This is a genomic window from Nonomuraea sp. NPDC049400 (assembly GCF_044466425.1).
Taxonomy (GTDB): Bacteria; Actinomycetota; Actinomycetes; order Streptosporangiales; family Streptosporangiaceae; genus Nonomuraea.
This window is the reverse complement of record NZ_JBITMP010000016.1, coordinates 121,540-147,160: the sequence shown is the minus strand read 5'-3', so window position 1 is coordinate 147,160 and position 25,621 is coordinate 121,540. Positions and strand designations below refer to the sequence as shown.

The 25,621-nt window shown below is 69.7% G+C and carries 17 protein-coding genes; 11 read left to right on the top strand and 6 right to left on the bottom strand.

Going from position 1 to position 25,621, the window contains the following annotated elements; all coding sequences use genetic code 11:
* Positions 1-25 precede the first annotated feature (25 nt).
* Positions 26-1,279 (top strand): cytochrome P450, encoded by a 1,254-nt coding sequence (locus tag ACIBVN_RS25970; RefSeq protein ID WP_397140515.1) that lies wholly within the window; start codon positions 26-28, stop codon positions 1,277-1,279.
* Here ACIBVN_RS25970 and ACIBVN_RS25965 read toward each other — a convergent pair.
* Complete coding sequence (locus ACIBVN_RS25965; protein WP_397140513.1) at positions 1,267-1,743, bottom strand: MFS transporter; 477 nt, start codon at positions 1,741-1,743, stop codon at positions 1,267-1,269. The two genes, ACIBVN_RS25970 and ACIBVN_RS25965, sit on opposite strands and share 13 nt — an antisense overlap.
* A 172-nt stretch (positions 1,744-1,915) precedes the next feature.
* Positions 1,916-2,350, bottom strand: coding sequence for an MFS transporter (locus ACIBVN_RS25960; RefSeq protein WP_397140511.1), 435 nt, complete (start codon positions 2,348-2,350; stop codon positions 1,916-1,918).
* 74 nt (positions 2,351-2,424) lie between these two features.
* Between ACIBVN_RS25960 and ACIBVN_RS25955 the strand changes: the two genes are divergently transcribed.
* Entirely contained in the window at positions 2,425-3,306 is an 882-nt protein-coding gene (locus ACIBVN_RS25955) for an alpha/beta fold hydrolase (protein WP_397140509.1), read from the top strand.
* 165 nt (positions 3,307-3,471) lie between these two features.
* Positions 3,472-4,713, top strand: a complete 1,242-nt coding sequence (locus tag ACIBVN_RS25950; protein ID WP_397140507.1) for a cytochrome P450 — start codon at positions 3,472-3,474, stop codon at positions 4,711-4,713.
* Here the strand turns inward: ACIBVN_RS25950 and ACIBVN_RS25945 are convergent.
* Positions 4,710-6,632 carry a hypothetical protein gene (locus ACIBVN_RS25945; RefSeq protein WP_397140505.1) on the bottom strand — a complete coding sequence of 641 codons (1,923 nt, stop codon included), beginning with the start codon at positions 6,630-6,632 and terminating at the stop codon, positions 4,710-4,712. The two genes, ACIBVN_RS25950 and ACIBVN_RS25945, sit on opposite strands and share 4 nt — an antisense overlap.
* Before the next feature lie 560 nt (positions 6,633-7,192).
* Between ACIBVN_RS25945 and leuS the strand changes: the two genes are divergently transcribed.
* Positions 7,193-9,640 (top strand): leucine--tRNA ligase, encoded by a 2,448-nt coding sequence (gene leuS / locus ACIBVN_RS25940; RefSeq protein ID WP_397140503.1) that lies wholly within the window; start codon positions 7,193-7,195, stop codon positions 9,638-9,640.
* A 123-nt stretch (positions 9,641-9,763) separates the two neighbouring features.
* Here the strand turns inward: leuS and ACIBVN_RS25935 are convergent, their stop codons facing one another.
* On the bottom strand, positions 9,764-10,732 hold the full coding sequence (locus ACIBVN_RS25935) for a TIGR03557 family F420-dependent LLM class oxidoreductase (RefSeq protein ID WP_397140501.1): 969 nt from the start codon (positions 10,730-10,732) through the stop codon (positions 9,764-9,766).
* A 251-nt stretch (positions 10,733-10,983) separates the two neighbouring features.
* On the opposite strand from ACIBVN_RS25935, the gene ACIBVN_RS25930 reads away from it, so the two are divergent.
* Complete coding sequence (locus ACIBVN_RS25930) at positions 10,984-14,082, top strand: S41 family peptidase (protein WP_397140499.1); 3,099 nt, start codon at positions 10,984-10,986, stop codon at positions 14,080-14,082.
* A 10-nt stretch (positions 14,083-14,092) separates the two neighbouring features.
* Here the strand turns inward: ACIBVN_RS25930 and ACIBVN_RS25925 are convergent, their stop codons facing one another.
* Complete coding sequence (locus ACIBVN_RS25925) at positions 14,093-15,103, bottom strand: MalY/PatB family protein (protein WP_397140638.1); 1,011 nt, start codon at positions 15,101-15,103, stop codon at positions 14,093-14,095.
* Between the two features lie 164 nt (positions 15,104-15,267).
* Here ACIBVN_RS25925 and ACIBVN_RS25920 point away from each other — a divergent pair, with 164 nt between their 5' ends.
* The 3 genes from ACIBVN_RS25920 to ACIBVN_RS25910 all read left to right on the top strand — a co-directional run bounded on the left by ACIBVN_RS25920 (position 15,268) and on the right by ACIBVN_RS25910 (position 19,044).
* Positions 15,268-16,110 carry an aminoglycoside adenylyltransferase domain-containing protein gene (locus ACIBVN_RS25920; RefSeq protein WP_397140497.1) on the top strand — a complete coding sequence of 281 codons (843 nt, stop codon included), beginning with the start codon at positions 15,268-15,270 and terminating at the stop codon, positions 16,108-16,110.
* Between the two features lie 130 nt (positions 16,111-16,240).
* Positions 16,241-17,581, top strand: a complete 1,341-nt coding sequence (locus ACIBVN_RS25915) for a glycoside hydrolase family 43 protein (protein ID WP_397140495.1) — start codon at positions 16,241-16,243, stop codon at positions 17,579-17,581.
* 23 nt (positions 17,582-17,604) lie between these two features.
* Entirely contained in the window at positions 17,605-19,044 is a 1,440-nt protein-coding gene (locus tag ACIBVN_RS25910) for a family 43 glycosylhydrolase (protein WP_397140493.1), read from the top strand.
* Positions 19,045-19,576: 532 nt separating this feature from the next.
* Here the strand turns inward: ACIBVN_RS25910 and lexA are convergent.
* The gene (gene lexA, locus ACIBVN_RS25905) at positions 19,577-20,284 is read right to left on the bottom strand and encodes a transcriptional repressor LexA (RefSeq protein WP_397140491.1); all 708 of its coding nucleotides are present in this window, start codon (positions 20,282-20,284) and stop codon (positions 19,577-19,579) included.
* A gap of 1,059 nt (positions 20,285-21,343) precedes the next feature.
* On the opposite strand from lexA, the gene ACIBVN_RS25900 reads away from it, so the two are divergent.
* The 3 genes from ACIBVN_RS25900 (at position 21,344) to ACIBVN_RS25890 (ending at position 25,585) form a co-directional block, all read left to right on the top strand.
* Positions 21,344-21,655 (top strand): LysM peptidoglycan-binding domain-containing protein, encoded by a 312-nt coding sequence (locus ACIBVN_RS25900; RefSeq protein WP_397140489.1) that lies wholly within the window; start codon positions 21,344-21,346, stop codon positions 21,653-21,655.
* A 655-nt stretch (positions 21,656-22,310) separates the two neighbouring features.
* Entirely contained in the window at positions 22,311-22,766 is a 456-nt protein-coding gene (nrdR, locus tag ACIBVN_RS25895) for a transcriptional regulator NrdR (protein WP_111183346.1), read from the top strand.
* Positions 22,763-25,585 (top strand): vitamin B12-dependent ribonucleotide reductase, encoded by a 2,823-nt coding sequence (locus ACIBVN_RS25890; protein WP_397140487.1) that lies wholly within the window; start codon positions 22,763-22,765, stop codon positions 25,583-25,585. The genes nrdR and ACIBVN_RS25890 overlap by 4 nt, the downstream gene beginning before the upstream one ends.
* The last annotated feature ends 36 nt before the right edge of the window (positions 25,586-25,621 follow it).

The window sequence follows — 25,621 nt, the reverse complement described above, 5'->3', positions numbered from 1 at the left end:
CTCACTTGCAGAAGGCTTGGGAGATATGACGCTGACCGCTGACCTGGACCTGTCGCAGATCCCGTTCTGGGGGTTGCCGCAGGCCGAGCGCACGGAGGCCTTTCGCAGGCTGAGGCAGATGGACCACCCGGTCTTCATGCGGGAACAGTCCATCCCGTTCGTCGGCGGCGGCAAGGGCTTCTACGCGCTCGTCCGCCACACCGACGTGATCGAGGCCAGCAGGAATGCTGCCGTGTTCAGCAGCGAGCCGTGCTCCAACAGCATCCCGGACATGCCGCGCTGGCTGAGCGTGTACTTCGGCTCGATGATCAACATGGACGACCCGCGGCACGCCAAGCTGCGCCGGATCGTGTCCAGGGCGTTCACGCCGCGCATCCTGCAGAAGATGGAGGAGGACCTGGCGCGGGCCGCCGCCGAGATCGTGGACCAGGCGATCGAGGAGGGGCCGGGTGACTTCGTCGCGCAGGTGGCCGCCATGCTCCCCGTACGGGTCATCTGCGACATGATGGGCGTTCCGGCGAAATTCCATGACATGGTGCTGCGCCAGACCAACATCATCCTCGGCAACGCCGACTCCGAGTACACCGGAGTCGGCCCCGAGCTCACCCGCAGCAACGTCGCCAGGGGCCTGGTCAAGCTGCTGCGTGCCGGATTCTCGCTCAACCGGCTGGCCGCCCGCCTGGGCGACGAGCGGCGCAAGCGGCCCACGGGCGACCTGGTGAGCCTGCTGGTCAACGGTGAGGAACGGCTCACCCCGCAGCAACTGGGGTCGTTCTTCATCCTGCTCGTGGTGGCGGGCAGCGAGACCACCCGCAACGCCATCGCGCACGGGCTCAAGCTCTTCACCGACAACCCCGAGCAGCGCGCGATCCTGCTGAACAACTTCGACGGCCACATCGTCACCGCCTGCGACGAGATCATCCGGTACTCGACGCCGGTGATCCAGTTCCGCCGCACGGTGAAGCAGGACCACGAGATGAACGGCACGCGGTACAAGAAGGGCGACAAGGTGCTGCTCTTCTACAACTCCGCCAACCGCGACGAGGCCGTCTTCCCGGACGCGGACATGTTCGACATCACCCGCGACCCCAACCCGCACGTCGGGTTCGGTGGCCCGGGGCCGCACTACTGCCTGGGGGCGCATCTGGCGCGCAGGGAGATGACCGTGATGTTCCGGGAGCTGTTCACCCGGATGCCCCACATCAGGTCGGTGGGGGAGCCCGACTACCTGCTGTCCAACTTCATCAACGGCATCAAGCACATGAACTACACCTTCTGACCGGCGGCGCGCCGGACCAGCGCCAGCGGCAGCAGCGCGCCTGCCAGCGCCAGTCCGGCCGCCACCAGCAGCATCGAGGTGACCCCCGCCCGGTACGGGGCCGCCAGCACGGCGACGCCGACGGCCGTGCCGACCTGCTTGACCGTGTTCACGACGCCGGTCGCCATCCCCACGCGCGCCATCGGCGCGGTCAGGCCGACCTGGTTGGCCACGACGTTCCCCGCGCCCAGGCCGAGCCCGCCCAGGAACAGCCCGAACATGATCGGTGTCCACGGGTCGGCCGCCGGGACGCTCATGACCAGCAGCGCGAGCGCGATCAGCGCGGGGCCGGCGGCGATGAGCACGCCCATCGGCCACCGGTGCAGCACCCGCCCGATCGCGACCGGCCCGATGACGGCCGCCACGCTGAAGGCCAGGAAGCGGGTGCCCGCCTCCACAGGGCTGGCGTGAAGAGGGCCCTGCACGTACAGGGTGAGGTACTTGAACCCTCCCCAGCTGAAGCAGGGGGATTCCTGGCTCCGGAAGCCCCGCAGGTCAGCGACCAGCCAGGTCTTACTCCATCAACACCAGCCGGGACGGAACCTGCCCGGTTTGGTACGGCAAGCTTGGAAACGCATGTGCTGTCTTGGTTCTCGATCAGCACGCGCGAGTGGCTTGGTTCTCGCACCCCGCGGACGCGACTCTACCGGACGCTGATCCGCCCTGGGGGCACATCAACTGTTCCTGCCCTGCTCCGCAGGAGTCCAATTCCTCCCCGGCCTGAAGCACGCCTCTGGCCAGGTCGAGCAGGGGCGCCGTGGGGGCGAGCGCGCAGGCCAGCGGCGCCAGCGTGAAGACCGACACGCCGACGACCAGGAGCCTGCGCCTGCCGTACCGGTCGGCCAGCACCCCCGCGGGCAGCAGCACTGCGGCCAGGGTGAGCGCGTACGCGTCCACCACCCACTGCACTTCGGGCAGGCTCGCCCGCAGGTCGGAGCGGATGTCGGGTAACGCGATCGTGACGGCGGTCAGGTCGACCACGACGAGCACGATGGTCAGTGACGCCAGCGCGAGCACCCATCCCCGTCGCATGCGATCTCCTCAGCAAGAGGGGCACCTTCCGTAGTGGTACTCCTGGGGCGGGCCGAATGCTAGGTTTCGCAGTCATGGAGATCAGGACTATCCACGCCAACGGTGTGGAGTTCGCGTATCTGACAGTGGGCGAGGGGCCGCTGGCGCTGTGCCTGCACGGCTTCCCCGACACCGCACACACCTGGCGGCACCTGATGCCCGCGCTGGCGGCGCGCGGCTACCGCGCGGTAGCGCCGTTCATGCGCGGCTACGCGCCCACCGAGGTGCCGGCCGACAACGCGTACGAGGACGCCGCGCTGGTCGCCGACGTCCGCGCGCTGCACGAGGAGCTCGGCGGCGACCAGGACGCGGTCGTCATCGGGCACGACTGGGGCGCCTTCCCCGTGTACCACCTGGCCGGCCGCTTCCGCCGCGCCGTCACGCTCGCCGTGCCGCCGCCCGCCGCCCTCGGCGCCGGCTTCCTCGAGTACGAGCAGCTCAAGCGGTCCTTCTACGTCTTCCTCTTCCAGACGTACCTGGGTGAGGCGGCCGTCGCGAGCCCCGGCTTCCTCGAGAACCTCTGGCGCGACTGGTCGCCGGGGCACGACCCGCGCGAGGACCTGGAGTTCGTACGGCGCAGCATCGGCGAGCCCGCCAACCTGAGGGCGGCCCTCGGCTACTACCGCGCCATGCTCGGCACCACGCCGCCCTCCGGCCGCTACCCGGCCCTGGAAGGCGGGATCACCGGCCCGGTCCTCTACCTGCACGGCGCCCAGGACGGCTGCCTGAGCGCGGAGCTGGCCAAGAGCGCGCTGAGCCACCTTCCCGCCGGATCGCGGGCCGAGCAGGTGGCGGGCGCCGGGCACTTCCTCCACCTGGAGCGCCCTGCCGAGGTCAACCGCCTCATCCTGGACTGGCTCGGCACCTCCTCGGCGGCCGAGATGACCCAGGTCCGCCCGCGGGGGTTCGCCTCCTGAGGACGCCGTCGTAGGCCGGCACCCGCCGGACCTCCCGCCACAGCGGGCCGAGGTCCGGCGCCGGCAGCCCGCGCGCCACCGTGGGTCACAGGTTTTTCGGATTCGCACGTACGGTGTACGTCCTACCCATTGACGTAAGTGGTCGCTTTTTCGAATGATGGCCTCATGAGCGTCCTTGACTTCGACCTGTCGGACCGCGACTTCTGGGCCAGGCCCATGAGAGAGCGGGAGGAGGCGTTCGAGCGGCTCCGCTCCCTGGAGGCCCCGGTCTTCTTCGAGGAGATGGAGATCGACTTCGCGCCCAAGGGTCCCGGCTACCACGCGCTGGTCAAGCACGCCGACATCCTCGAGGCCAGCCGCACCCCCGAGGTCTTCTGCTCGGGCGACGGCGGCGCGACGAACGTGCCCGACATGCCCGCCGAGTTCACCGAGTACTTCGGCTCGATGATCAACATGGACGACCCGCGCCACGCCAGGCTGCGCAGGATCGTCTCACGGGCGTTCACCCCCAAGATGATCAAGCAGTTCGAGGCGGACGTGGCGGCGGCGGCCACCGCCATCGTGGACGACCTGCTGGCCAAGGGGCCCGGCTGCGACTTCGTGACCGAGGTCGCGGCCCGCCTCCCACTGAAGATCATCTGCGACATGATGGGCATCCCCGAGCGGGACTACCAGTTCGTCTTCGAGCGCTCGAACGTCATCCTCGGCGGCTTCGACCCCGAATACGGCGGCGCCGACCTCGACCAGCTCGCCGAGCGCCTGCTCAGCGCCGGCATGGAGCTGCAGCAGCTCGTCCAGGACCTCGCCGCCCATCGCGCCGATCACCCCACGAACGACCTGACCTCCGCCCTGGTCAACGCCAACATCGACGGCGAGCGGCTGACGATGCAGGAGCTGGGGTCGTTCTTCATCCTGCTGGTGGTGGCCGGCAACGAGACCACCAGGAACGCCATCTCGTACGGCCTGCGCCTGCTCACCAACAACCCCGACCAGCGCGCGCTCTGGCTGGAGGACCTCGACGGGCGCGCGCCCAGGGCCGTGGAGGAGATCGTCCGGCTCGCCTCCCCGGTGAACTTCATGCGCCGCAAGCTCACCAGGGACTACGAGATGAACGGGCACCTCTACCGCAAGGGGGAGAAGGCGGTCCTGTTCTACTGGGCGGCCAACAGGGACGAGGCCGTCTTCGCCGACCCGTACCGCTTCGACGTCACCCGTGACCCCAACCCGCACGTCGGCTTCGGCGGCCCCGGTCCGCACTTCTGCCTCGGCGCTCACCTGGCCAGACGGGAGATCACGGTGATGTTCCGCGAGCTGCTGCGCCGGGTGCCGCACATCGAGGGCGGCAGCCCGGACCGGTTGCACTCCATGTTCATCAACGGGATCAAGCACATGGAGTGCCGCTTCTAGCCCTGGGTGCCCAGCCTCAGCTGGTTCTTCACCGTGTGGATGTCGGGCATGAGCTGCTTGCTCTCCGACGGGATCGACATGTAGACGATGGCCGGGACGCTGCCGCCGGTGTTGACGGCCATCGTCACGATCGTCGCCTGCTCGGTCGCCGACGTCAGCGAGTACGCGATCAGGCGTCCCGTCGAGTTGCCCACCTTGATGGGCTGCTGGGCGATCTTCTTGACCTTGTTGCCGTTGGGGAAGAAGCGCCTGCGGGCATCCAGCACCACCTGCTTGATGACCGGCTCCAGGTTGTCCTTCTCGTAGTACGAGGCCAGCTTCGGCGACAGCGGGCCCGACAGGACCTGGGCGTACTTCTCCGGCGCGACCTGGACGTACTGGCGGGTGTCGTAGCCGTACGTGCCCTTGACGGTGACGCGCTGGTCCAGCCGCCAGGTGCCGCCCAGACGCGGCAGCGAGATGCCGGCCCCGGGGTCGGGCACCCGGCCGATGACCGGGGCGGCCTTGCCCGCGTATCTCGGCAGCGCGCCGATCGTGGTCGAGGACCTGGTGGTGGACGGCTTCGGCGACGTCGTGGGGTTCTCCGCCACGGCGTTGGACGCGGGGTCCTCGCTGGCCAGCGGGCCCGCGAGGAACGCCCACAGCAACGCGGCGACCAGCGCGATCGCCACGGAACCGCCGAGCGCGTAGATCCAGATGGGCTTGCCCTGCTCCTCGTCCAGGGAGTCCTGCTCGCCCATGGCCTGGTAGTTGTCGCCGAAGACGGTGTTCCAGAGCTCCTGCTGGCGCTCGGGCGGCGGGGTGCGGGAGCCGCTGATCTGGCCGGCGGTCACGAACGGGCGGTCGGGGTCCGAGGGGTCGCGGCTCAGATTGGAGCCGGGGCGCGGGGCGCTCTGGTCCTCGGCGGGGGGTGTGGTGCTGGCGTTCGATGAGTCCATGGTGGGGGATGCTGCGTGGGCGGCGCGGTCGTTGAGCGGGTTCTCAGAGTGCTGGGCGTGCGTGACCGTCCGCTCTTCGGCGCGGTGGGTCTGGGGCGGCGCGTGCGCCCCCTGGGGGAGGTCGTCGATCTGGTACATCGCCGTGCGCTCCTCCTGCGAGTCGGCCGCGTTCCGCTCGGCGGGCGGCCAGGGGGCGGGGGAGGAGAGGTTCGACCAGGAGTCGGAGGACGGGACCGGCGGTTGCGCCCACGCCGGGACCGGATCCGGGACCGGAGGGTGGTCGTCGACTCGGGAAGTGGGTTCGGCGGCGCCCTGCGGCGGCGCTTCGGGCCAGGAGGTGGGGACGTCCTGCGGGGACGCATCCGGCCATGACATCGGCACGTCAGCCAGGTCGGAGTCCCGGCGCGGCGCTTCGTGCAGTCCGGAGTCCCGGCGGGGCGCCTCATGCAGGCCGGGCTCCCAGCGGGATGCCTCATGCAGGCCGGGCTCCCAGCGGGATGCCTCATGCAGGCCGGGCTCCCAGCGGGATGCCTCATGCAGGCCGGGCTCCCGGTGCGGCGCCTCGGGCAGGTCGGAGTCCCGGCGCGGCGCGTCAGGCCAGGCCGGCACCCCGGGTCCGCCCTGCGGCGGCAGGTCCGGCCAGGAGGACGGCCCGGTGCCGCCCTGTGGCGGCGTTCCCGGCAGCAAGGACGGCTCGGTGCTGCCCTGCGGCGGCGTGTCCGCCCAGGAGGACGGGCCGGAGGTGCTCGGCGAAGAGGGCTCCGGCCAGGAGGACGGTCCAGAGGTGCTCGGCGAAGAAGGCTCCGGCCAGGAGGAAGGGCCGGGGGGCAGGTCGGGCCACGACGAAGGCCCCGTGGCCTCGTGGCGGGCGGGCTCGGAGCGGGAGCGGCGCGGTGGCTCAGGCCAGACGTCGTCGTTGCGCGGCGGCTCGGGCCACGACGGATCCTGGTGGGCGGGCCGCGGGGCCTCGGGCCATGACATGGGGACCTCGTCCGCCGGGGAGCCGGATACGTCGCGGCGAGGCGCGTCAGGCCAGGACGGTGGCAGGTGGGGTCCGGAATTCTCCACTGCCATTGCTGCCGCGCCTCCCGAGGTTGTGTCCGGATAACCCGTTATATCCGGATTTGACGTGCCAGGCATGATCTCATGGGATTTTCCAGGAGATGCAGGTGGTTCCGCAGCGAAACTAGCGAAGCCATGAGGATCCGTAGGCGGGTCCTGCATCGGCAGGCCTACCTCCGGTCGATCGGGCTCAGCTGGGTACACCACGGTGACAAGGGTATTCTTCAGGGACGAATGAGGCACAACGGGTACATCACCATCAGGTCTCGCTGGACCTGAAGAACCCATTGTGCCTGGAGACCCCAGGCGAGGATCTGCATTCAGCCGAAGACGTGCGCTACGCTTGACACGTGCGTTCCGCGACCCTGCTTCTTAGCGGGCCGCGACGGCCCTGAAGTCTCTCGCCGTCGCGGCTACCCCTCGTTGTGTGCACGGGGGGTTTTCTTATGGGTCCGAATCAAGCCAGAAGGACAGTAGCCGTGAGTGAGTACGATCCGCAGGCGCTGCAGGCCAAGTGGCAGCAGCGATGGGAGGAGCAGGAACCCTACCGGGCGAACGAAGACCCGGCGGACCCGCGCGAGCGTCGCTACATGCTCGACATGTTCCCCTACCCGTCCGGCGACCTGCACATGGGCCACGGCGAGGTGTTCGCCATCGGCGACGTCGTCGCGCGCTACTGGATGCAGAAGGGCTACAACGTCCTGCACCCGATCGGCTGGGACTCCTTCGGACTGCCGGCGGAGAACGCCGCGATCAAGCGGAACGCCCACCCGGCCGAGTGGACCTACGCCAACATCGAGACGCAGGCCCACTCGTTCAGGCGCTACGGCATCTCCTTCGACTGGTCGCGCCGCCTGCACACCAGCGACCCCGACTACTACCGGTGGAACCAGTGGCTGTTCAACCGGTTCTACGAGCGTGGCCTGGCCTACCGCAAGGGCGGCCTGGTCAACTGGTGCCCCAACGACCAGACCGTGCTGGCCAACGAGCAGGTCGTGGCGGGCAAGTGTGAGCGCTGCGGCGCCGACGTCATCCGCCGCGAGCTGACGCAGTGGTACTTCAAGATCACTGACTACGCGCAGCGCCTGCTGGACGACATGGACCAGCTGGACGCCTGGCCGGAGCGGCTGCTGACCATGCAGCGCAACTGGATCGGCCGCTCCGAGGGCGCCGACGTGCTGTTCCAGATCGAGGGCCGCGACGAGCCGGTCCACGTCTACACCACGCGGCCCGACACGCTGTTCGGCGCCACGTTCTTCGTGGTCGCCGTGGACGCCAAGCTGGCCGACGAGATCGTCACCGACGAGCACCGCGCCGACTTCGAGGCCTACCGCGCCGAGGTCGCCAAGCTGAGCGACATCGAGCGGCTGGCCACCGACAAGGAGAAGACCGGCGTCTTCCTGGGCCGCTACGCGATCAACCCGGTCAACGGCGAGCGCATCCCGGTCTGGGCGGCCGACTACGTGCTGTCCGACTACGGCCACGGCGCCATCATGGCCGTGCCCGCCCACGACCAGCGCGACCTGGACTTCGCGCTGAAGTTCGGGCTGCCGGTGAAGGTGGTCGTGCACACCGGTCTGGCCGACCCGGGCGAGACCGGCGAGGCCACGCCGGGCGAGGGCTCGCTGGTCAACTCGGGGCCGCTGGACGGGCTGTCCAAGGCCGAGGCCATCGCCAAGATAATCGAGATCCTGGAGCGCGAGGGCCGGGGCACGGGCGCGGTCAACTTCCGGCTGCGCGACTGGCTGCTGTCCCGCCAGCGGTTCTGGGGCACGCCGATCCCGATCATCCACTGCGCCGACTGCGGCGAGGTGCCCGTCCCCGACGACCAGCTGCCGGTCGCGCTGCCCGACATGCGCGGCGAGGCGCTGGCGCCCAAGGGTGTCTCCCCGCTGGCCAGCGCCACCGAGTGGGTCAACGTCGAGTGCCCCAAGTGCGGCGGCGCGGCCAAGCGCGACACCGACACGATGGACACGTTCGTCGACTCGTCGTGGTACTACCTGCGCTACTGCTCGCCCGGCTACACCGACGGCCCGTTCGACCCCGAGCAGGTGCGCAAGTGGGGCCCGATCGACCAGTACGTCGGCGGCATCGAGCACGCCGTGCTGCACCTGCTGTACTCGCGGTTCTTCACCAAGGTCCTGCATGACATGGGCATGGTCGACTTCACCGAGCCGTTCAGGCGCATGCTGAACCAGGGCCAGGTGATCAACGGCGGCAAGGCCATGTCGAAGTCGCTGGGCAACGGCGTGGACCTGGGTCAGCAGATCGACGACTTCGGCGTCGACGCCGTGCGCCTGACCATGATCTTCGCCGGGCCGCCGGAGGACGACATCGACTGGGCCGACGTCTCGCCGGCCGCGTCGCAGAAGTTCCTGGCCCGCGCGCTGCGCGTCATGTCGGAGGTGGACAGCGCGCCCGGCGTGCCGTTCGAGAGCGGCGACGTGGAGCTGCGCAAGGTCACCCACCGCACGATCGACGAGGTCACCAAGCTGATCGAGTCGCAGCGCTTCAACGTCGCGGTGGCGCGCATGATGGAGCTGACCTCGGCCACGCGCAAGGCCATCGACTCCGGTCCCGGCGCAGGGGACCCGGCGGTGCGCGAGGCCGCGGAGACGCTGTCGATCATGTTGTCGCTGGTGGCCCCGTACACCGCCGAGGAGGGCTGGGAGCGGCTGGGCCGCACCGGTCCCGTCGCCTTCGCCGGATGGCCGGTGGCCGTGCCCGAGCAGCTGGTGCAGGAGTCGGTCACGTGCGTCGTGCAGGTGGCGGGCAAGGTGCGCGACCGGCTGGAGGTCTCGCCGGACATCAGCGAGGACGAGCTGCGGGAGCTGGCCCTGGCCTCGGAGAAGGTGGCGCCCTACCTGACGAACACGCCCCGCAAGGTGATCGTCCGGGCGCCCAAGCTGGTCAACATCGTCCCGTAACCACCACTCCCGCCGGTCCGGTCGCACGTCCTGCACGCAGGCGGCCTGACCGGCTGGAGAGCGTCCTGCGCGCGGGCGGCCCCGCCCACGCGCAGGTGTCCACGGGCGGGCAGTGGCGGATGGTCAGAGGTCGCGGAGGGCCGGGAGGAGCTCCTTCTCCGCCCAGTCGAAGAACGGCTGCTGCTGGTCGTGCCCGACCTGGACGAGCGCCACGTGCGTGTACCCGGCGTCGGCGTACTTTCTGACACCCTCCACCACCGCGTTCACGTCGTTGCCGCACGGCACGCTCTGGGCCACGTCCTCGGGACGCACCGTGCTGGCGGCGGCGGCGAAGTTCACCGGGCCTGGCAGCTCCGCCATGACCTTCCAGCCGCCGCACGCCGCCCACCGCCAGAGCTTGTGCGCCCGCTGCCTGGCCGCCTCGGCGTCGGTGTCGTACGCGAGTGCCAGCTGCCCGTAGACGGGCTTGCCCTGCCCGCCCGCGGCGTTGAACAGGTTGACCACGTCCGGCATCGGCTCGTTGACCACCAGCACGTCGCCGTACTCGGCCGCGATCTCCGCGGACTCGCCGCCCGAGGCGGCGATGGCGAGGGGCACCGGGCGGTCCGGCAGGTCGTAGAGCTTGGCCGAGTCCACGTCGTAGAACTCGCCCTGGTAGGTGACATAGTCGCCGCTGAACAGCTCCTTGATGATCTCGATGGCCTCGGCGAACATCCGGTGCCTGGTGTCCACCGGCGGCCAGCCCTCGCCGATGACGTGCTCGTTGAGGTTCTCGCCCGCGCCGAGGCCCAGCGTGAACCGGCCCTTGCTCAGCACGCCCATCGTGGCCGCCTTCTGCGCCACGACTGCCGGGTGGTAACGCATGATCGGGCAGGTCACGTACGTCATGAGCGGCATCCGCTCGGTGACCTGGGCCGCGGCGCCGAGCACCGACCAGCAGTACGGCGAGTGCCCCATCTCCTCGACCCACGGGAAGTAGTGGTCGGAGATGACCGCGTAGTCGAAACCGATCCGCTCGGCAGCCGCGGCGTAGTCGACCAGCTCCCGTGCCGGAGTCTGTTCGGACATCAAGGTGTAGCCGATTTGTACCATGCGTCCCGAGCTACCCGGGTTTGTCCGCCTTAGCGGCGGCAGACCGGAGATCTCCGTCGGCACGGCGCCCGCCGCCGGCGACGGCACGCCCTTGCCGTGCATTTCTGGCACCTCCCCGCACTTGGCCTTTCGCGGGACGTGGCGGGGCTCTCCGGGGGACAATTCTTGGGTTGGCTTTTCGCGTCTGGCATTAGTGTGCACATGTGACAAATGGCGCATACCTGAGATACCCGCATTTGCACGGTGACGTGGTGACCTTCGTCGCCGACGACGATATCTGGCTGGCTCCCCTGTCCGGGGGCAGGGCCTGGCGGTTCACCGCCGACCGGGCGCCGGTGTCGCACCCGAGGCTCTCGCCCGACGGCACGCGCATCGCCTGGACGAGCGGCAAGGAGGGCGCGCCCGAGGTGTTCGCCGCGGAGATCGACGGTCCCGAGGGCGAGCGGCTGACCTACTGGGGCAGCGGCACGACCGGGGTGCGCGGGTGGACGGCCGAGGGCGACGTGCTCGCGATCAGCTCGGCGGGGGAGAGCGAGCGCACCAGGAACTGGGCGTACGCGGTGCCGCTCGACGGGGGACCGGCCACACGCCTGCCGTACGGGTGGGTCAGCGAGGCGGCACTGAACGGCGCTCAGGTGGCGACCGTGTCATCGCTGTGGCGCGAGCCGTCCCAGTGGAAGCGGTACCGGGGCGGCACTGCCGGCAAGATCTGGGTCGACGCCGAGGGGAACGGCGAGTTCACCCGGTTGTTCGCCGACAGCGCGGCGCAGTACTGGTCGGTCAGCTGGGTGGGGGACAGGATCGTCTTCCTGGCCGACATCGACGGCGTCGGCAACCTCTACTCCGCCCTGCCCGACGGCTCCGACCTGCGCCGGCACAGCTCTCATGAGGAGTTCTACGCCCGTCACGCCGTGAGCGACGGGGAGCGCGTCATCTACAGCCACGCCGGTGACCTGTGGTTGCTGGAGAGCCTGGACGCGGAGCCGTACCGGCTGGAGGTGAAGCTGGGCGGGCCGCGACCGGGGCGGGCCAGGCGCCCCGCGCCCACGCGGGTCGGCTCGTTCTCGCCGGACGCGACCGGGCGGGCCAGCGCCGTGGAGATCCGCGGCACCGCGCACTGGGTTACCCACCGCGACGGGCCCGCGGGCGCCCTGCGGGTGCAGCCGGGCGTGCGGGTACGCCTGCCGCGCGCGCTCGGCGCCGACGGGCGTGCCGTGTGGGTGTCGGACGCCAGCGGGGAGGACGGGCTGGAGCTCGGCACGCCGGGCGGCGAGATCAGGACGCTGGCCGCCGGTCAGCTCGGGCGGGTGCTCGAGCTCGAGGCCGCGCCCGACGGCAAGCACGCGGCGCTCGCCACGCACGACGGGCGGCTGCTGGTGGTCGACCTCGAATCGGGGAACGTCCGGGAGCTCGACCGGACCACTCAGGGGGACGTCCACGGGCTGACGTTCTCGCCCGACTCGGGCTGGCTGGCCTGGGTGCATCCGCATCACGATCCGCTGTCGCAGATCAAGATCGGACGGGTCGACGGGACGTCGGTGATCGACGTGACGCCGGAGCGGTTCGCCGATTACAACCCGGTTTTCACCAAGGACGGGAAGCATCTGGCGTTCCTGTCGGTCCGGACGTTCGATCCGATTTACGACGCGCACGTCTTCGACCTGTCGTTCCCCGTCGGGTGCAAGCCGTACATCGTGCCCCTGCAGGCCACCACGCCGTCGCCGTTCGACCCCTCGTTGCAGGGGCGGGGGTTCAACGGCGAGGACGACAAGGCCGCCAAGGACGACAAGAAGGACGACGAGGCGCCGCGGACCGAGGTCGATCCCGACGGGCTCTCCTCGCGCGTGGTGCCGGTGCCCGTGCCCGCCGGTCGCTACGGCAACCTGCGTAGCGCCAAGGACGCCCTGCTCTGGCTGCGCTACCCGCTCGCCGGGCAGCTCGGCGACGGCACCGAGTCCACCGGCGAGATCGTGCTGGAGCGCTACGACCTCAAGAAGCGTGCCAGGGCCGAGCTGGGCAGGGAGGTGCGGGCGTTCGAGGTCAGCGGGGACGGCAGCAGGCTGGTCACCAACGGCAAGAACGGTCTGCAGACCCGCGCCGCCACCGAGGGCGACGAGGTGACCAACATCGACCTCGACCGGGTCACCGTCCAGATCGACCCGGTCGCCGAATGGCGGCAGGGCTTCCGCGAGGCGGGCCGTCTCATGCGCGACCACTTCTGGCGCGAGGACATGAACGGCGTCGACTGGCAGGCCGTGCTCGAGCGCTACGAGCCCCTGGTGGAGCGCATCGGCGCACACTCGGAGCTGATCGACCTGCTCTGGGAGACGCAGGGCGAGCTGGCCACCTCCCACGCCTACGCCTCCTTCAACGGCGGCGGCTACGACTTCCGCCGCCGCCAGGGCCTGCTCGGCGCGGACCTGTCCAGGGACGACGACGGGGTGTGGCGGGTCGCGCGCATCCTGCCGGGCGAGACCTCCGACCACGCCGCCCGCTCGCCGCTGCTCGCGCCAGGGGTGGCCGTCCGTCCCGGCGACGCGATCGTCGCGGTGGGCGGGCGCCCGGTGGATCCGGTACGCGGCCCGCTCGCCCTCCTGGCGGGCACGGCGAACCAGCCCATCGAGCTGACCGTGCGGCCCGCCTCCGGCGGGGACCCGCGCCGCGTCGTGGTCACCCCGATCGCGGACGAGGCCCAGTTGCGCTACCACGACTGGGTGGAGAGCCGCCGGGCCCGCGTCCGTGAGGCTTCCGGCGGCAAGCTCGGCTACCTGCACGTGCCCGACATGGTGGCGTCGGGGTGGGCGCAGTTCCACCGCGACCTGCGTACCGAGATGGCCTACGACGGGCTCGTCGTGGACGTGCGGGGGAACGGCGGCGGGCACCTGTCGGAGCTCGTGCTGGAGAAGCTGTCGCGCAAGGTCACGGGATGGCAGCGGGCCCGCGGGTATGAACCGATGCGCTACCCGGAGGACTCGCCCAGGGGGCCGGTCGTGACGGTCACCGACGAGTTCGCGGCCTCCGACGGGGACATCGTCAGCGCCGGCATCAAGGCCCGCGAGATCGGGCCGCTGGTGGGCACGCGGACGTGGGGCGGCGTGATCGGGATCGACTCACGGTACTCGCTGGTGGACGGGACCCGGGTCACCCAGCCCCGCTACTCGTTCTGGATCGAGGGCCAGGGCTGGGGGATGGAGAATCACGGGGTGGAGCCGGACGTCGAGGTGGTGATCACGCCGCAGGACCGGGCGGCGGGGCGGGATCCGCAGCTGGACAAGGCGGTCGAGCTGGCGCTGGCCGCGCTGGAGCAGCAGCCCGCCGCCACCCCGCCCGACCTCCCGCCCCTTCCCTGACCTGGCCGGCTCAGGTCACGCGGGCCATACGGTCGAGGATCTCGGCGAGGATCGACTCCGTCGTGGCGAAGTTCAGGCGGACGTAGTCCTCGCCGCCCGGCCCGAAGACCGAGCCGTCGACCAGGCGCACCCTGGCCTCCCGCTCGTACACCTCGGCCATGCCCGGCCGGCCCACGTGCAGCCACGCCAGGTACGTCGCCTCCGGGATCCGGTAGCCGACGGCCGAGGGCAGGCGGGAGGCGATCGTGTGGCGGTTGCGGTCCAGCAGGGCGCGGGTGGACTCCAGCCAGGCGTCCCCGTGCCGCCACGCCGCCACCGTTGCCTCCACGCCGAACAGGTTCGCCGAGCCGTACACGAAGGGCGGCTGCGCCTCCAGGGCCTTGCGGACTCCCGCGTGCCCCACGTGGGCGACCGAGCAGCGGATGCCGCCCAGGTTGAACGCCTTCGTGGCGGACGTCAGCGTGACGGTGCGTTCGGGGAGGATCGTGGCGAACGGGATGTGCCGGTTCGGCTCGAAGGTGAGGTCCGCGTGGATCTCGTCCGCGAGGACCAGCAGGTCGTGGCGTTCGGCCTGCTCGGCCAGCGCGGTCAGCTCCTCGCGGGTGAAGGCGCGCCCGGTCGGGTTGTGCGGGTTGACGAGGAGGAGCACGCGGCAGCCCGCGAGATCCGGCACCTCGAAGCGCCACGAGTCCCCGTCGGGCTCGACCTGGATGGGGCGCAGGGGGCGTTCCATGACGTTCAGCGTCGTCAGGAACGGGTGGTAGGCCGGGGTGTGCAGGGCGACGCCGTCGCCGGGCCGGGTCCAGACTTGGAGGAGAACCTGGAGCGCCTGGTTGAGGTCGTTGAACGAGCGCACGTGCGAGGGGTCGGCCGGCCAGCCGTACCGGTTCGTCATGCGTTCGGCGAACGCCTCCGCCAGCGGTCCCGCGGTGGGCTTGTCCAGCCAGGCGGGATAGCCGAGGTCGCCGGAGGCCCGGCGCTGGAGGGCCTCGATCACCTCGGGGGCGGTGGGCAGGTCCATGTCGGCCACCCAGGCGGGGATGACACCTGGCGGGACATCTGCCCACTTAATCCCATCGTGTGTTGCCTTGAGGTCTTCAGGGGTGTATGCCTCATTCACCCGGCAATTCTAGGATTGTGGAATGTGATGAGGCGGCGACCCCCCTTGTGGCAGGCTGGGCGGCCATGACGCCCTACCCCAAGATCGATGCCATTGTCGAGACCTACCTGTCGGTGGCCGACGCGGAGGCTCCCGGGCTGGTGGAGGGTCTCTACCTGGAGGGCTCCGCGGCGCTGGGCGACTACCGGCCCGGCACGAGCGACGTGGACTTCGTCGCGGTGACGGCCGCCGAACCGTCGTTCGAGGTGCTCCAGCGCATTCACACCCGGCTGGGCGCGTACCCGTTCGAGGGCTGCTACCTCACCTGGGACGACCTCCGCCGGGACCCCTCCGAGCTGGGGTCGCGCCCTCGGGCGTACGGCGGGAAGCTCCACCCCCGGGGCTACCTCAACCCGGTCACCTGGCACACGCTGGCCAGGCACGGCCTGACCTGTCGCGGCCCCAAGCCGGACGAGCTGGACATCTGGCAAGATCCAGCCGCCCTGGCCGCCTGGACGGACGGCAACCTCGACCGCTACTGGCGACGCCTGGTGACCCGGGCCTCCCGCCTGGCCGCGCCCTGGGGGCTGGCCTGCCTGGGGAGCTACGGCACCGTGTGGATCGTGACGGGCGTCTCCCGGCTGCACTACACGCTGGCGACCGGCGAGATCACGTCCAAGACGGGCGCCGGCAGGCACGCGCTGGAGGCGTTCCCCGAGCGCTGGCACCGCGTGGTGAACGAGGCGCTGCGCCTGCGCGAGGAGGACACCGCGCTGCCGACGATCTCGAGCGCGCTCAGCGGGCTGGGCGAGCACTTCGGCACGCCCAGGGCCTCCATGTACGGCTCGCCGTTCGAGCGCAGGCGCGACGTGCTCGCCTTCGCCGACCAGGCGATCAGGGCCGCGCACGAGCTGCACGCCGCGCGGTAGGACTGCACACGGGCTGCAAGTCCGGCATGCGGGCATTGACGATCGCTGAGGCCCGGGATACGAATGCCCGCACCGCGCCATCCTCGGCGCATGCGTGGCTGTTAACGCTAACACTGCGGAGGGCCGCTGGATGCGTACACCTCGAAGCGTTCGCCGGGCGTTCGTGGCGGTGCTCGTCGCCGTCGCGGCCATCGCCTTCGCGCCGCCCGCCCACGCCGTCGGGCCCGCGCCCCACTACCTGATGACCGCGTTCACCAACGCGAGTCAGTCGAACATGTACGTCTACGACTCGGCGAACGCCACCACCTACAACCTCATCAGGGCCAACGCCTACACGCCGCCGTCCGGGCTGATCCGCGACCCGAGCGTCATGCGGCACACCGACGGCTACTACTACCTCGTTCACACGACGAACTGGACCGGCGACACCATCGGGTTCGCCCGCAGCGCCGACGCCGTGACCTGGACGTTCCTGCGTAACGTCACCGTGGGGCTGAACGGCGCCACCGGCAGCACCTGGGCGCCGGAGTGGTTCAAGGACTCCGACGGCAGCGTGCACGTGATCTTCTCGGCGTCCACGACGGGCACGGCAGGGCAGTTCCGGCCGTACCGGATCACTGCCACCAACAGCGCGTTGTCGTCCTGGACGGCCCCTGTCACGCTGGGCATCCCGGCGAACTACATCGACAGCTTCGTCGTCAAGGTCGGCTCCACATACCACAATTTCCTGAAAAACGAGACGACCAAGTACATCGAGCATGCCACCGCCGGCTCACTCAGCGGGCCGTGGACGTTCACCGGCACGGGGAACTGGGCGGGCTGGGGCTCGGGCCTGGAGGGCCCGGCGTTGACGCGGCTGCCCGACGGCAGGTGGCGGATCTACTTCGACAACTACACCAGCGGGCGCTACTACTACGCCGACAGCTCGAACCTGTCGTCGTTCGGGGCCAAAGTGGAGCTGCCCGGCCTGTCCGGGACGGCCAGGCACTTCACCGTGCTGCGCGAGGACTCCGGCGACGCGACGGCGGTGCCCACCGGCAACCGGTCGTTGCGCTCGGCCAACTTCCCCGACCGGTACGTACGCCACCGCGACCAGCTCGCCTACCTCGACCCGCTCTCCGCCTCCAGCCCGCCGGCCGACCGCCAGTCCGGCACGTTCACCGTCACCGCCGGGCTCGCCCATTCCGGCTGCTACTCCTTCCAGTCGGTGAACCAGCCCGGTTACTACCTGCGGCACTACAACCTGCGGCTGACCCTGCAGCGCGACGACGGCTCAGCGATCTTCAAGGGCGACGCCACGTTCTGCGGGCGGGCGGGGCTGGCGGGCGGGGGGAGCACCTCGTTCGAGTCGTACAACCTGCCCGGGCGCTACCTGCGCCACTACAACTACGAGATGCGGCTGGACCTGCGCGAGTCGACGTCGGTGTTCGCCTCCGACGCCTCGTTCACGGTCGCCTCGCCGCTGGCCTGAACCTGGACCGGGAGGACGAGCCCATGCCCGTGAGACCGGCCTTCGTCGCCGTGGCTACGCTGCTCATCGTGTTCGCCAACCTGCTGTCGCCGGGCGCCGCGCACGCCTCGCCCGCCGTGCAGTACACCAACCCGCTGGCCGCCCAGCGCGCCGACCCGCACATCTACCGCCACACCGACGGCTACTACTACTTCACCGCCACCGCCCCCGAATACGACCGCATCGTGCTGCGCCGCGCCACCACCATCCAGGGCCTGGCGAGCGCCCCCGAGACGGTCATCTGGCGCAAGCACGCCACCGGCGAGATGGGCGCGCACATCTGGGCGCCGGAGATCCACTTCATCAACGGCAGGTGGTACGTGTACTTCGCGGCAGGGCGGGCCGACGACGTCTGGCGGATCCGGATGTACGTGCTGGAGAGCACCGCCGCCAACCCGCTGACCGGTTCCTGGACCGAGCGTGGCCGCATCGCCACGCCCTGGGACACCTTCTCGCTGGACGCCACCACGTTCGTCGCGAACGGCGTGCGCTACCTGCTCTGGGCCCAGCAGGAGCCGGGCACCGCCACCAACTCCAACCTGTACATCGCCCGCATGGGCGCAAACCCGTGGACGATCACCGGCGCCACGACCCGCCTTGCCGTGCCGACGCTGGCCTGGGAGACGCGCGGCTACAAGGTGGCCGAGGGCCCTTCGGTGCTGCAGCGCAACGGCCGGCTCTTCCTGACGTACTCCGCGAGTGCCACGGACGCCAACTACTGCCTCGGCATGCTGACCGCCTCCGCCTCGGCTGACCCGCTGCAGGCGTCCTCCTGGACGAAGAGCCCGAACCCGGTCTTCGCCAGCAGCGCCGCGACCAGCCAGTACGGGCCCGGCCACAACTCCTTCACGACCTCGGAGGACGGGCAGAGCGACATCCTCGTCTACCACGACCGGAACTACCGCGACATCTCAGGCGACCCGCTGAACGACCCGAATCGGCGTACACGGGTGCAGAAGGTGTACTGGCGGGCGGACGGGACGCCCGACTTCGGCATCCCGGTGCCCGACGGGGCGACGCCGGTGCGGCTGATGTCGTACGACACGCCGGGGCAGGCGCTGCGGCACTGGGACTACCGGGTGCGGCTCGAGGGCAACGTCTCACCGCTGGCCGACTCCCAGTTCCGGCTGGTCACGGGGCTGTCGGGCGCGGGGACGGTCTCGCTGGAGTCGGCCAACTTCCCCGGGTACTACCTGCGGCACCGGAATTTCGAGGCATGGGTGGAACGGCGGGACGGGACCGGCCTTTTCGACGCGGACGCCAGTTTCGCGCGCCGCGCGGGGCTGGCGGGTTCGGGCACGGTGTCGCTGGAGTCCGTGAACTTTCCCGGGTATTTCCTGCGGCATCGGGCGGGGCTGGTGTGGGTGGAGCAGAACGACGGCACCAGCGCCTTCAAGGGGAATGCGAGCTTCGTACTGGAGTGAGCGACTGGCCGCCGTCTGCGGGTGATCGTCGCATGCGGTTCGCGGCACGATGGCGCCCACCCACAAAGCCACCTATGCCACACCGTCCGCCAATGCCACAACGCCACTCATGCCACAACGTCCGCCAATGCCAGAACAGTCGCCCATGCCACAACGTCCGCCTCGGCGCAGCTTCCGTCCCAGGCCCACTGACTCCGTCGATGCCACAGCCTCAGACGAGGCCGAGCGCGAAGCGGACGTTGGAGGCGGCGCATTGCCCAGTCGGCGGCATCGTGAGACGGCGCAGCCGAGCTTCCCGGCAGCGGCCGGGCACCGGGCGCCCGAGACGGGCACCGGCGAAGTGCCGCCCACTCGGACCACGGTGCAGCCGGACGGCATCGTGGGACGCCGGAGCCGGTGCCAAGGCGTGCCGTTGGTGGCGACACGGTAGCGCCCGCGAGGTTGTCGTACCCCGCGGGTGGTGTGTTTGGCGCGCGCCGGAGCGCGGCGCGTGCGATATGACGCGCGCCGAGGCCCTACGAGCCTTGCCTGGTTACAACCGGCGCAGGACTGCTACGACCTTGCCCAGGACGCTGGCCTCGTCGCCGGGGATGGGCTCGTAATTGGAGTTGTGCGGGACGAGCCAGACGTGGCCGTCCTTGCGCTTGAAGGTCTTGACGGTGGCCTCGCCCTCGATCATCGCGGCCACGATGTCGCCGCTCTCCGCCACCGGCTGCTGCCGCACGACCACCCAGTCGCCGTCGGCGATGGCGGCCTCGATCATCGAGTCACCGGTGACCTGCAACAGGAACAGCGTGCCCTCGCCGACGAGCTGCTTGGGCAGTGCGAAGACGTCTTCGACGCTCTCCTCGGCCAGGATCGGACCACCGGCGGCGATGCGGCCGACGAGCGGGACGTAAGCCGCCGTGGGACGGTTGATCGTCGGCTCTTCGTCGCTCGCGTCGGGGTCGACCCACAGCACGGGCTCGCCCGGGAGGCGCACCTCGAGCGCGCGCGGCCGGTGCGGGTCGCGTCGCAGGTAGCCCTTGCGCTGCAGCGCCGTCAACTGGTGCGACACGCTCGACGTGCTGGTCAGCTGAACCGCCTCGCCGATCTCGCGCATGGAGGGCGGATAGCCGCGCTGTTGCACCGAGTCGCGGATGACTTCGAGGATCTTGCGCTGCCTGGGCGTCAGGCCCAGGGAATCGCGCCGGCGCACCGCGAGGTCGCTGACCCCGTTTGCGCCATCCCGCTCACTCATGCTCTTCCTCCTCCTCGCCTGGCGGCCCGCCTCACCGGCGAACCTCCCGGTCTGTGGTCCTCATGTCGCACACAGCGACCGTATCGCCGTTGAAGATCATCTTCAAACAATTGTTCGAGTCTTCCTCGAAATTGTCGCCTGCGTGGTGTACAACATCGTACGGGAGTTCGATCGACATCGTGTTCGATTTGCTGATCTTTATTTGGCCTTTCCCTCAGGCCGCACGGCAGGAGGTCAACCATGCGAACGCCCACAAAAGCGGACACGACCAGCCAAGACGCCAAACGACTCACACTCATCGCCGATGCCACGCAGAGTAACGATCGACGAGACAATACGCGGACGGAGGCCGGTTTCCGCGGGAATTCCGGGAAGAGGTTGGGGTCCCGTTCGAGTCGCAGGGGAAGGCCCCATTTGCGATTGGTCCCGCCGCCGCGTCCTGGCGCCGACGCGGCCGCGACCGTACCGCCGGGCAGGGGAGGGGCCCGTGCGGACGCAGGCGACGAAACCGCCGCCGGCCGGCGCTCCGGCGAGGGCCGGCGGCAACGGCGCCCCAGGGGTGGTGCCGACGCGGATCGGGGGATGGGGATGAACGATCGAGGGGTGGCACGCGCGCCGGCCGCCGACGCACGGCCGCGGAAAGCTGCGAAAGGGGGTGGTCTGGGAGTTTCCGGGGCAAGGACGACGGCGGGTAGCCGCGGGGTCGCTGGTTTGCGGGGTGGTGGCGAGGGCGCTTCGGAGGATCTTCGGGGCGGGCGCGGAGGTGTCGCCGGAGCGCGGGGAGGCGTGACCGGCGGTGCGCGGGGCAGCACGGTCGGCGGCATGCGGGAACGTGTGGCCGGTGGTGCGCGGGGAGGCGCGACCCGAGGCATGCGGCAACGTGTGACTGGCGGTGTGCGGGGAGGCGCTCATGGCGCAGGGGAAGACGTCGTGCGGGGTGGGCGACCGCGGCGTGGTGCAGGCGTCGGGAGACGGAGCGGCCGGCGGTGGGGTCGCCGGGCCGCGAGGTGGCGTGAGCGGCGGGCATTGGCGCGAGTGCGCCGGCGGTCCGCTCCGCCGTTGCGGCTGACCCGGCGCGGGCGCGTCGTGCTGGTGGTCGCGATGGCGTTGCTGTCACTGGGCGGGTTCTGGCTCGGCACGCGCGCGGTCGGGCACGCGGCGGTCCAGGTCGTCGTGACCAGCCATGCGGGCCTGCCGTGGGTTGAAGTGCGTGAGGGTGACACGTTGTGGCGCATCGCCGAGGCGCTCACCCAAGGGGACGATCCGGGTGCTGTAGTGGAGGAGATCAAGCGTCTCAACGGGCTGCCCGACTCACTCATCCGGCCCGGCACCCGACTCTACGTCCCAGGTGACACCGCCGCTTTACGCTGATCGCCCACCTCTGGGCCTCGGGGGTGGCGTCGGGTCCCAAGGCTGATCGCCCACCTCCGTGTCCAGGGGTGACATGGGGGCTTGGGTTGACTGACCGCCTCTGTGTCCAGGATGGCAGTGCGTCCTTGCGTCGGGTGGCGCCTCCGTGTGCAGGGTGGCGGTGCGTCCTTGGGCCGGGTGATGCCTCCGTGTGTGCGGTGGCGTCGCCGGTCTCCGCGGTTGGTCGCCCCACTCTGCGTCCCGGACGACGCCGCCGCCTTGCGTTGATCGCCTGGGCGCCGCGGTCCGGTGGGTGGGTGACGTTCGTGGGAGTAGAGGCGTCGGATAACTTTGTGAGGTTCGTTCACGGACGAGGCCCCGCGCAACTCATGTGACGCCTCCAGCAGCGCAAAGATCACCCCTGAGGGCGACACGCCCGGGTCCTGGTGGTGACGGCGGGCTGATCAGCGACTTCACTTCGATGCCGCCGCTCAACTTGCGTTCATGGTCGCGCGCTTCTACGGTTGGACCACAACATCTAGTAGTTACACCGATGTAGTTCACCACACCTTGTGTTTTCGTGACCGCGCCATGGCCAGCACTATGGGGCGTGCGCGAGCGTCCCGTCAGGACGGTTTCGCGCGTGTGGTGGCCGCAGGTCTAGGAGGGCGAAAGCGTGCACTGTCCGTTCTGTCGCCACCCTGACACCAGGGTCATCGACAGTCGCTCCACGGACGACGGTGCGGCCATCAGACGTCGCCGCACCTGTCCCGAGTGCGGGCGCAGGTTCACCACGCAGGAGACCGTACTGCTCATGGTGAGCAAGCGCAGCGGGGTGACGGAGCCGTTCTCGAGAGACAAGGTCGTCGCGGGCGTGCGGCGGGCGTGTCAGGGCAGGCCGGTAAGTGAGGATTCACTGGCGCAGCTCGGGCAGCGGGTGGAAGAGGCCATCAGGGCCAAGGGCGCGGCCGAAATCCCCTCCAACGAGGTGGGCCTGGCCATCCTGGGCCCGCTGCGGGACCTCGATGAGGTGGCCTACCTGCGGTTCGCATCGGTGTATCGCGGTTTCGAGAGCCTGGCGGACTTCGAGGCCGAGATCTCACAGTTGAAGGCGGAGAAGGGGGAGTCATGACGGAGACGGCCAGCGGTTCAGTCGCGCGGGGTGGCAAGCGTCCGCGCAAGGGGCTGAAGATGAAGCGGATCTTCACCAAGCCTGGCGTGCACCCGTATGACGAGATCCAGTGGGAGCGCCGCGACGTCGTCATGACGAACTGGCGCGACGGCTCGGTCAATTTTGAGCAGCGGGGCGTCGAGTTCCCCGCGTTCTGGTCGGTGAACGCGGCCAACATCGTGACGACCAAATACTTCCGCGGGGCGGTGGGCACCCCGCAGCGCGAGTGGAGCCTGAAGCAGCTGATCGACCGGGTCGTCGGCGTCTACACCAAGACCGGGATCGAGCACGGCTACTTCGCCAGCGACGAGGACGCCGAGATCTTCGACCACGAGCTCAAGCACGCGCTGGCGCACCAGGCGTTCGCGTTCAACTCGCCGGTCTGGTTCAACGTGGGCACCAAGTCGCCCCAGCAAGTGAGCGCTTGTTTCATTCTTTCCGTGGACGACCAGATGGAGTCCATCCTCGAGTGGTACAAGGAAGAGGGTGTGATCTTCAAGGGCGGCTCGGGCTCGGGTGTCAACCTGTCCCGCATCCGCTCGTCGAAGGAGTTGCTGTCGAGCGGCGGCACGGCCAGCGGCCCGGTGAGCTTCATGCGCGGCGCGGACGCGTCGGCGGGGACGATCAAGTCCGGCGGCGCCACCCGCAGGGCGGCCAAGATGGTCGTGCTCGACGTCGACCACCCCGACATCGAGGAGTTCATCGAGACCAAGGCGCGCGAGGAGGACAAGGTCCGCGCGCTGCGTGACGCCGGTTTCGACATGGACCTGGGCGGCAAGGACATCGTCTCCGTCCAGTACCAGAACGCCAACAACTCCGTGCGCGTCTCCGACGAGTTCATGCGCGCGGTGGAGAAGGGCGGCGAGTTCGGCTTGCGCGCCCGCCTGACCGGCGAGGTCATCGAGACGGTGGACGCCAGGGAGCTCTTCCGCAAGATGGCCAAGGCCGCCTGGGAGTGCGCCGACCCGGGTCTGCAGTACGACGACACGATCAACGACTGGCACACCACCCCCGAGACGGGGCGGATCACGGCCAGCAACCCGTGCTCCGAGTACGTCCACCTGGACAACTCCTCCTGCAACCTGGCCAGCATCAACCTGCTGAAGTTCCTCAAGGACGACAACTCCTTCAATGTCGCCGACTTCGTCAAGCTGACCGAGCTGATCATCACCGCGATGGACATCTCGATCACGTTCGCGGACTTCCCGACCGAGAAGATCGGCGAGACCTCGCGGGCGTACCGGCAGCTCGGCATCGGCTACGCCAACCTCGGCGCCCTGCTCATGGCGACGGGCCACGCGTACGACTCCGACGGCGGTCGCGCCGTGGCGGCGGCGATCACGTCGCTGATGACCGGCGTGTCCTACCGCCGCAGCGCCGAGCTGGCCGGGGTGGTCGGGCCGTACGACGGTTACGCCAGGAACGCCGAGCCGCACAAGCGCGTCATGCGCAAGCACGCGGCGGCCAACGACAACCTGCGCACGATCGGCTCCATGGACGCGAAGATCCACTCCGAGGCGTCGCGCCAGTGGTCGGAGTGCCTCAAGCTCGGCGAGAAGAACGGCTACCGCAACGCCCAGGCCAGCCTGCTGGCCCCCACGGGGACCATCGGCCTGATGATGGACTGCGACACCACCGGCATCGAGCCGGACCTGGCGCTGGTCAAGTTCAAGAAGCTCGTCGGCGGCGGCTCCATGCAGATCGTCAACCAGACGATCCCGAGGGCGCTCAAGCAGCTCGGCTACCAGCAGGAGCAGATCGAGGCCATCGTCGAGTACATCGCCGAGCACGGCCACGTCGTCGAGGCGCCGGGCCTGCGGCAGGAGCACTACGAGGTGTTCGACTGCGCGATGGGTGAGCGGGCGATCGCGCCCATGGGCCACGTGCGCATGATGGCGGCCACCCAGCCGTTCCTGTCCGGGGCCATCTCCAAGACGGTCAACCTGCCCGAGTCGGCCACGATCGACGACATCGAGCAGGTCTACCAGGAGGGCTGGAGGCTGGGGCTCAAGGCCCTGGCCGTCTACCGTGACAACTGCAAGGTCGGCCAGCCGCTGTCGGCGGGCAACGGCGCCAAGAAGGAAGAGGCCAAGGAGGTCAAGGAGCCCGAGGTCAAGGTCATCGAGGTCAACCGGCCGACCAGGCGGCGCATGCCCAACCAGCGGCCGAGCACGACGACCCGCTTCACGGTGGGCGGCGCAAAGGGCTACATGACCGCTTCGTCCTACCCTGACGACGGGCTCGGCGAGGTCTTCCTCAAGATGTCCAAGCAGGGCTCGACGCTGGCGGGCGTCATGGACGCGTTCTCCGTCGCGATCTCCATCGGCCTCCAGTACGGCGTGCCGCTGGAGACGTACATGAGCAAGTTCGTCAACATGCGCTTCGAGCCCGCCGGGATGACGGACGACCCGGACATCCGGATGGCGACGTCGGTGATGGACTACATCTTCCGCCGCCTGGCCCTCGACCACCTCCCCTATGAGGAGAGGGCGGCCCTGGGCATCTTCTCGGCGGCCGAGCGCGCGGCGCAGCAGCGCGGCGAGGACCCGGCGGCGCTGCAGGAGGCGGTCGACCGCGAGGCGCTGGCCCAGTCGGCGCCCATCGAGGAGAAGCCGAAGGCGGAGGCGGCACAGCAGCCGGCGGTCAAGGAGCTGACGCTGGAGAGCCACCAGCGCTTCACGGCCGACGCGCCGCTCTGCATGACCTGCGGCACCAAGATGCGCCCGGCGGGAAGCTGCTACGTCTGCGAGGGCTGCGGCTCGACGAGCGGTTGCAGCTGAGCGGTTCTGTGCGCCGTGAAGGCGTGAAATAACCCT

What these genes read in the sequence shown, in the direction of transcription:
- ACIBVN_RS25970 (WP_397140515.1), top strand. Translation starts at nt 26, where the DNA reads ATGACGCTGACCGCTGACCTGGACCTGTCGCAGATCCCGTTCTGGGGG.
- ACIBVN_RS25960 (WP_397140511.1), bottom strand. Translation starts at nt 2,350, where the DNA reads ATGCGACGGGGATGGGTGCTCGCGCTGGCGTCACTGACCATCGTGCTC.
- ACIBVN_RS25955 (WP_397140509.1), top strand. Translation starts at nt 2,425, where the DNA reads ATGGAGATCAGGACTATCCACGCCAACGGTGTGGAGTTCGCGTATCTG.
- ACIBVN_RS25950 (WP_397140507.1), top strand. Translation starts at nt 3,472, where the DNA reads ATGAGCGTCCTTGACTTCGACCTGTCGGACCGCGACTTCTGGGCCAGG.
- ACIBVN_RS25945 (WP_397140505.1), bottom strand. Translation starts at nt 6,632, where the DNA reads ATGTCATGGCCCGAGGCCCCGCGGCCCGCCCACCAGGATCCGTCGTGG.
- ACIBVN_RS25935 (WP_397140501.1), bottom strand. Translation starts at nt 10,732, where the DNA reads ATGGTACAAATCGGCTACACCTTGATGTCCGAACAGACTCCGGCACGG.
- ACIBVN_RS25925 (WP_397140638.1), bottom strand. Translation starts at nt 15,103, where the DNA reads ATGGACCTGCCCACCGCCCCCGAGGTGATCGAGGCCCTCCAGCGCCGG.
- ACIBVN_RS25920 (WP_397140497.1), top strand. Translation starts at nt 15,268, where the DNA reads ATGACGCCCTACCCCAAGATCGATGCCATTGTCGAGACCTACCTGTCG.
- ACIBVN_RS25915 (WP_397140495.1), top strand. Translation starts at nt 16,241, where the DNA reads ATGCGTACACCTCGAAGCGTTCGCCGGGCGTTCGTGGCGGTGCTCGTC.
- ACIBVN_RS25910 (WP_397140493.1), top strand. Translation starts at nt 17,605, where the DNA reads ATGCCCGTGAGACCGGCCTTCGTCGCCGTGGCTACGCTGCTCATCGTG.
- lexA (WP_397140491.1), bottom strand. Translation starts at nt 20,284, where the DNA reads ATGAGTGAGCGGGATGGCGCAAACGGGGTCAGCGACCTCGCGGTGCGC.
- ACIBVN_RS25890 (WP_397140487.1), top strand. Translation starts at nt 22,763, where the DNA reads ATGACGGAGACGGCCAGCGGTTCAGTCGCGCGGGGTGGCAAGCGTCCG.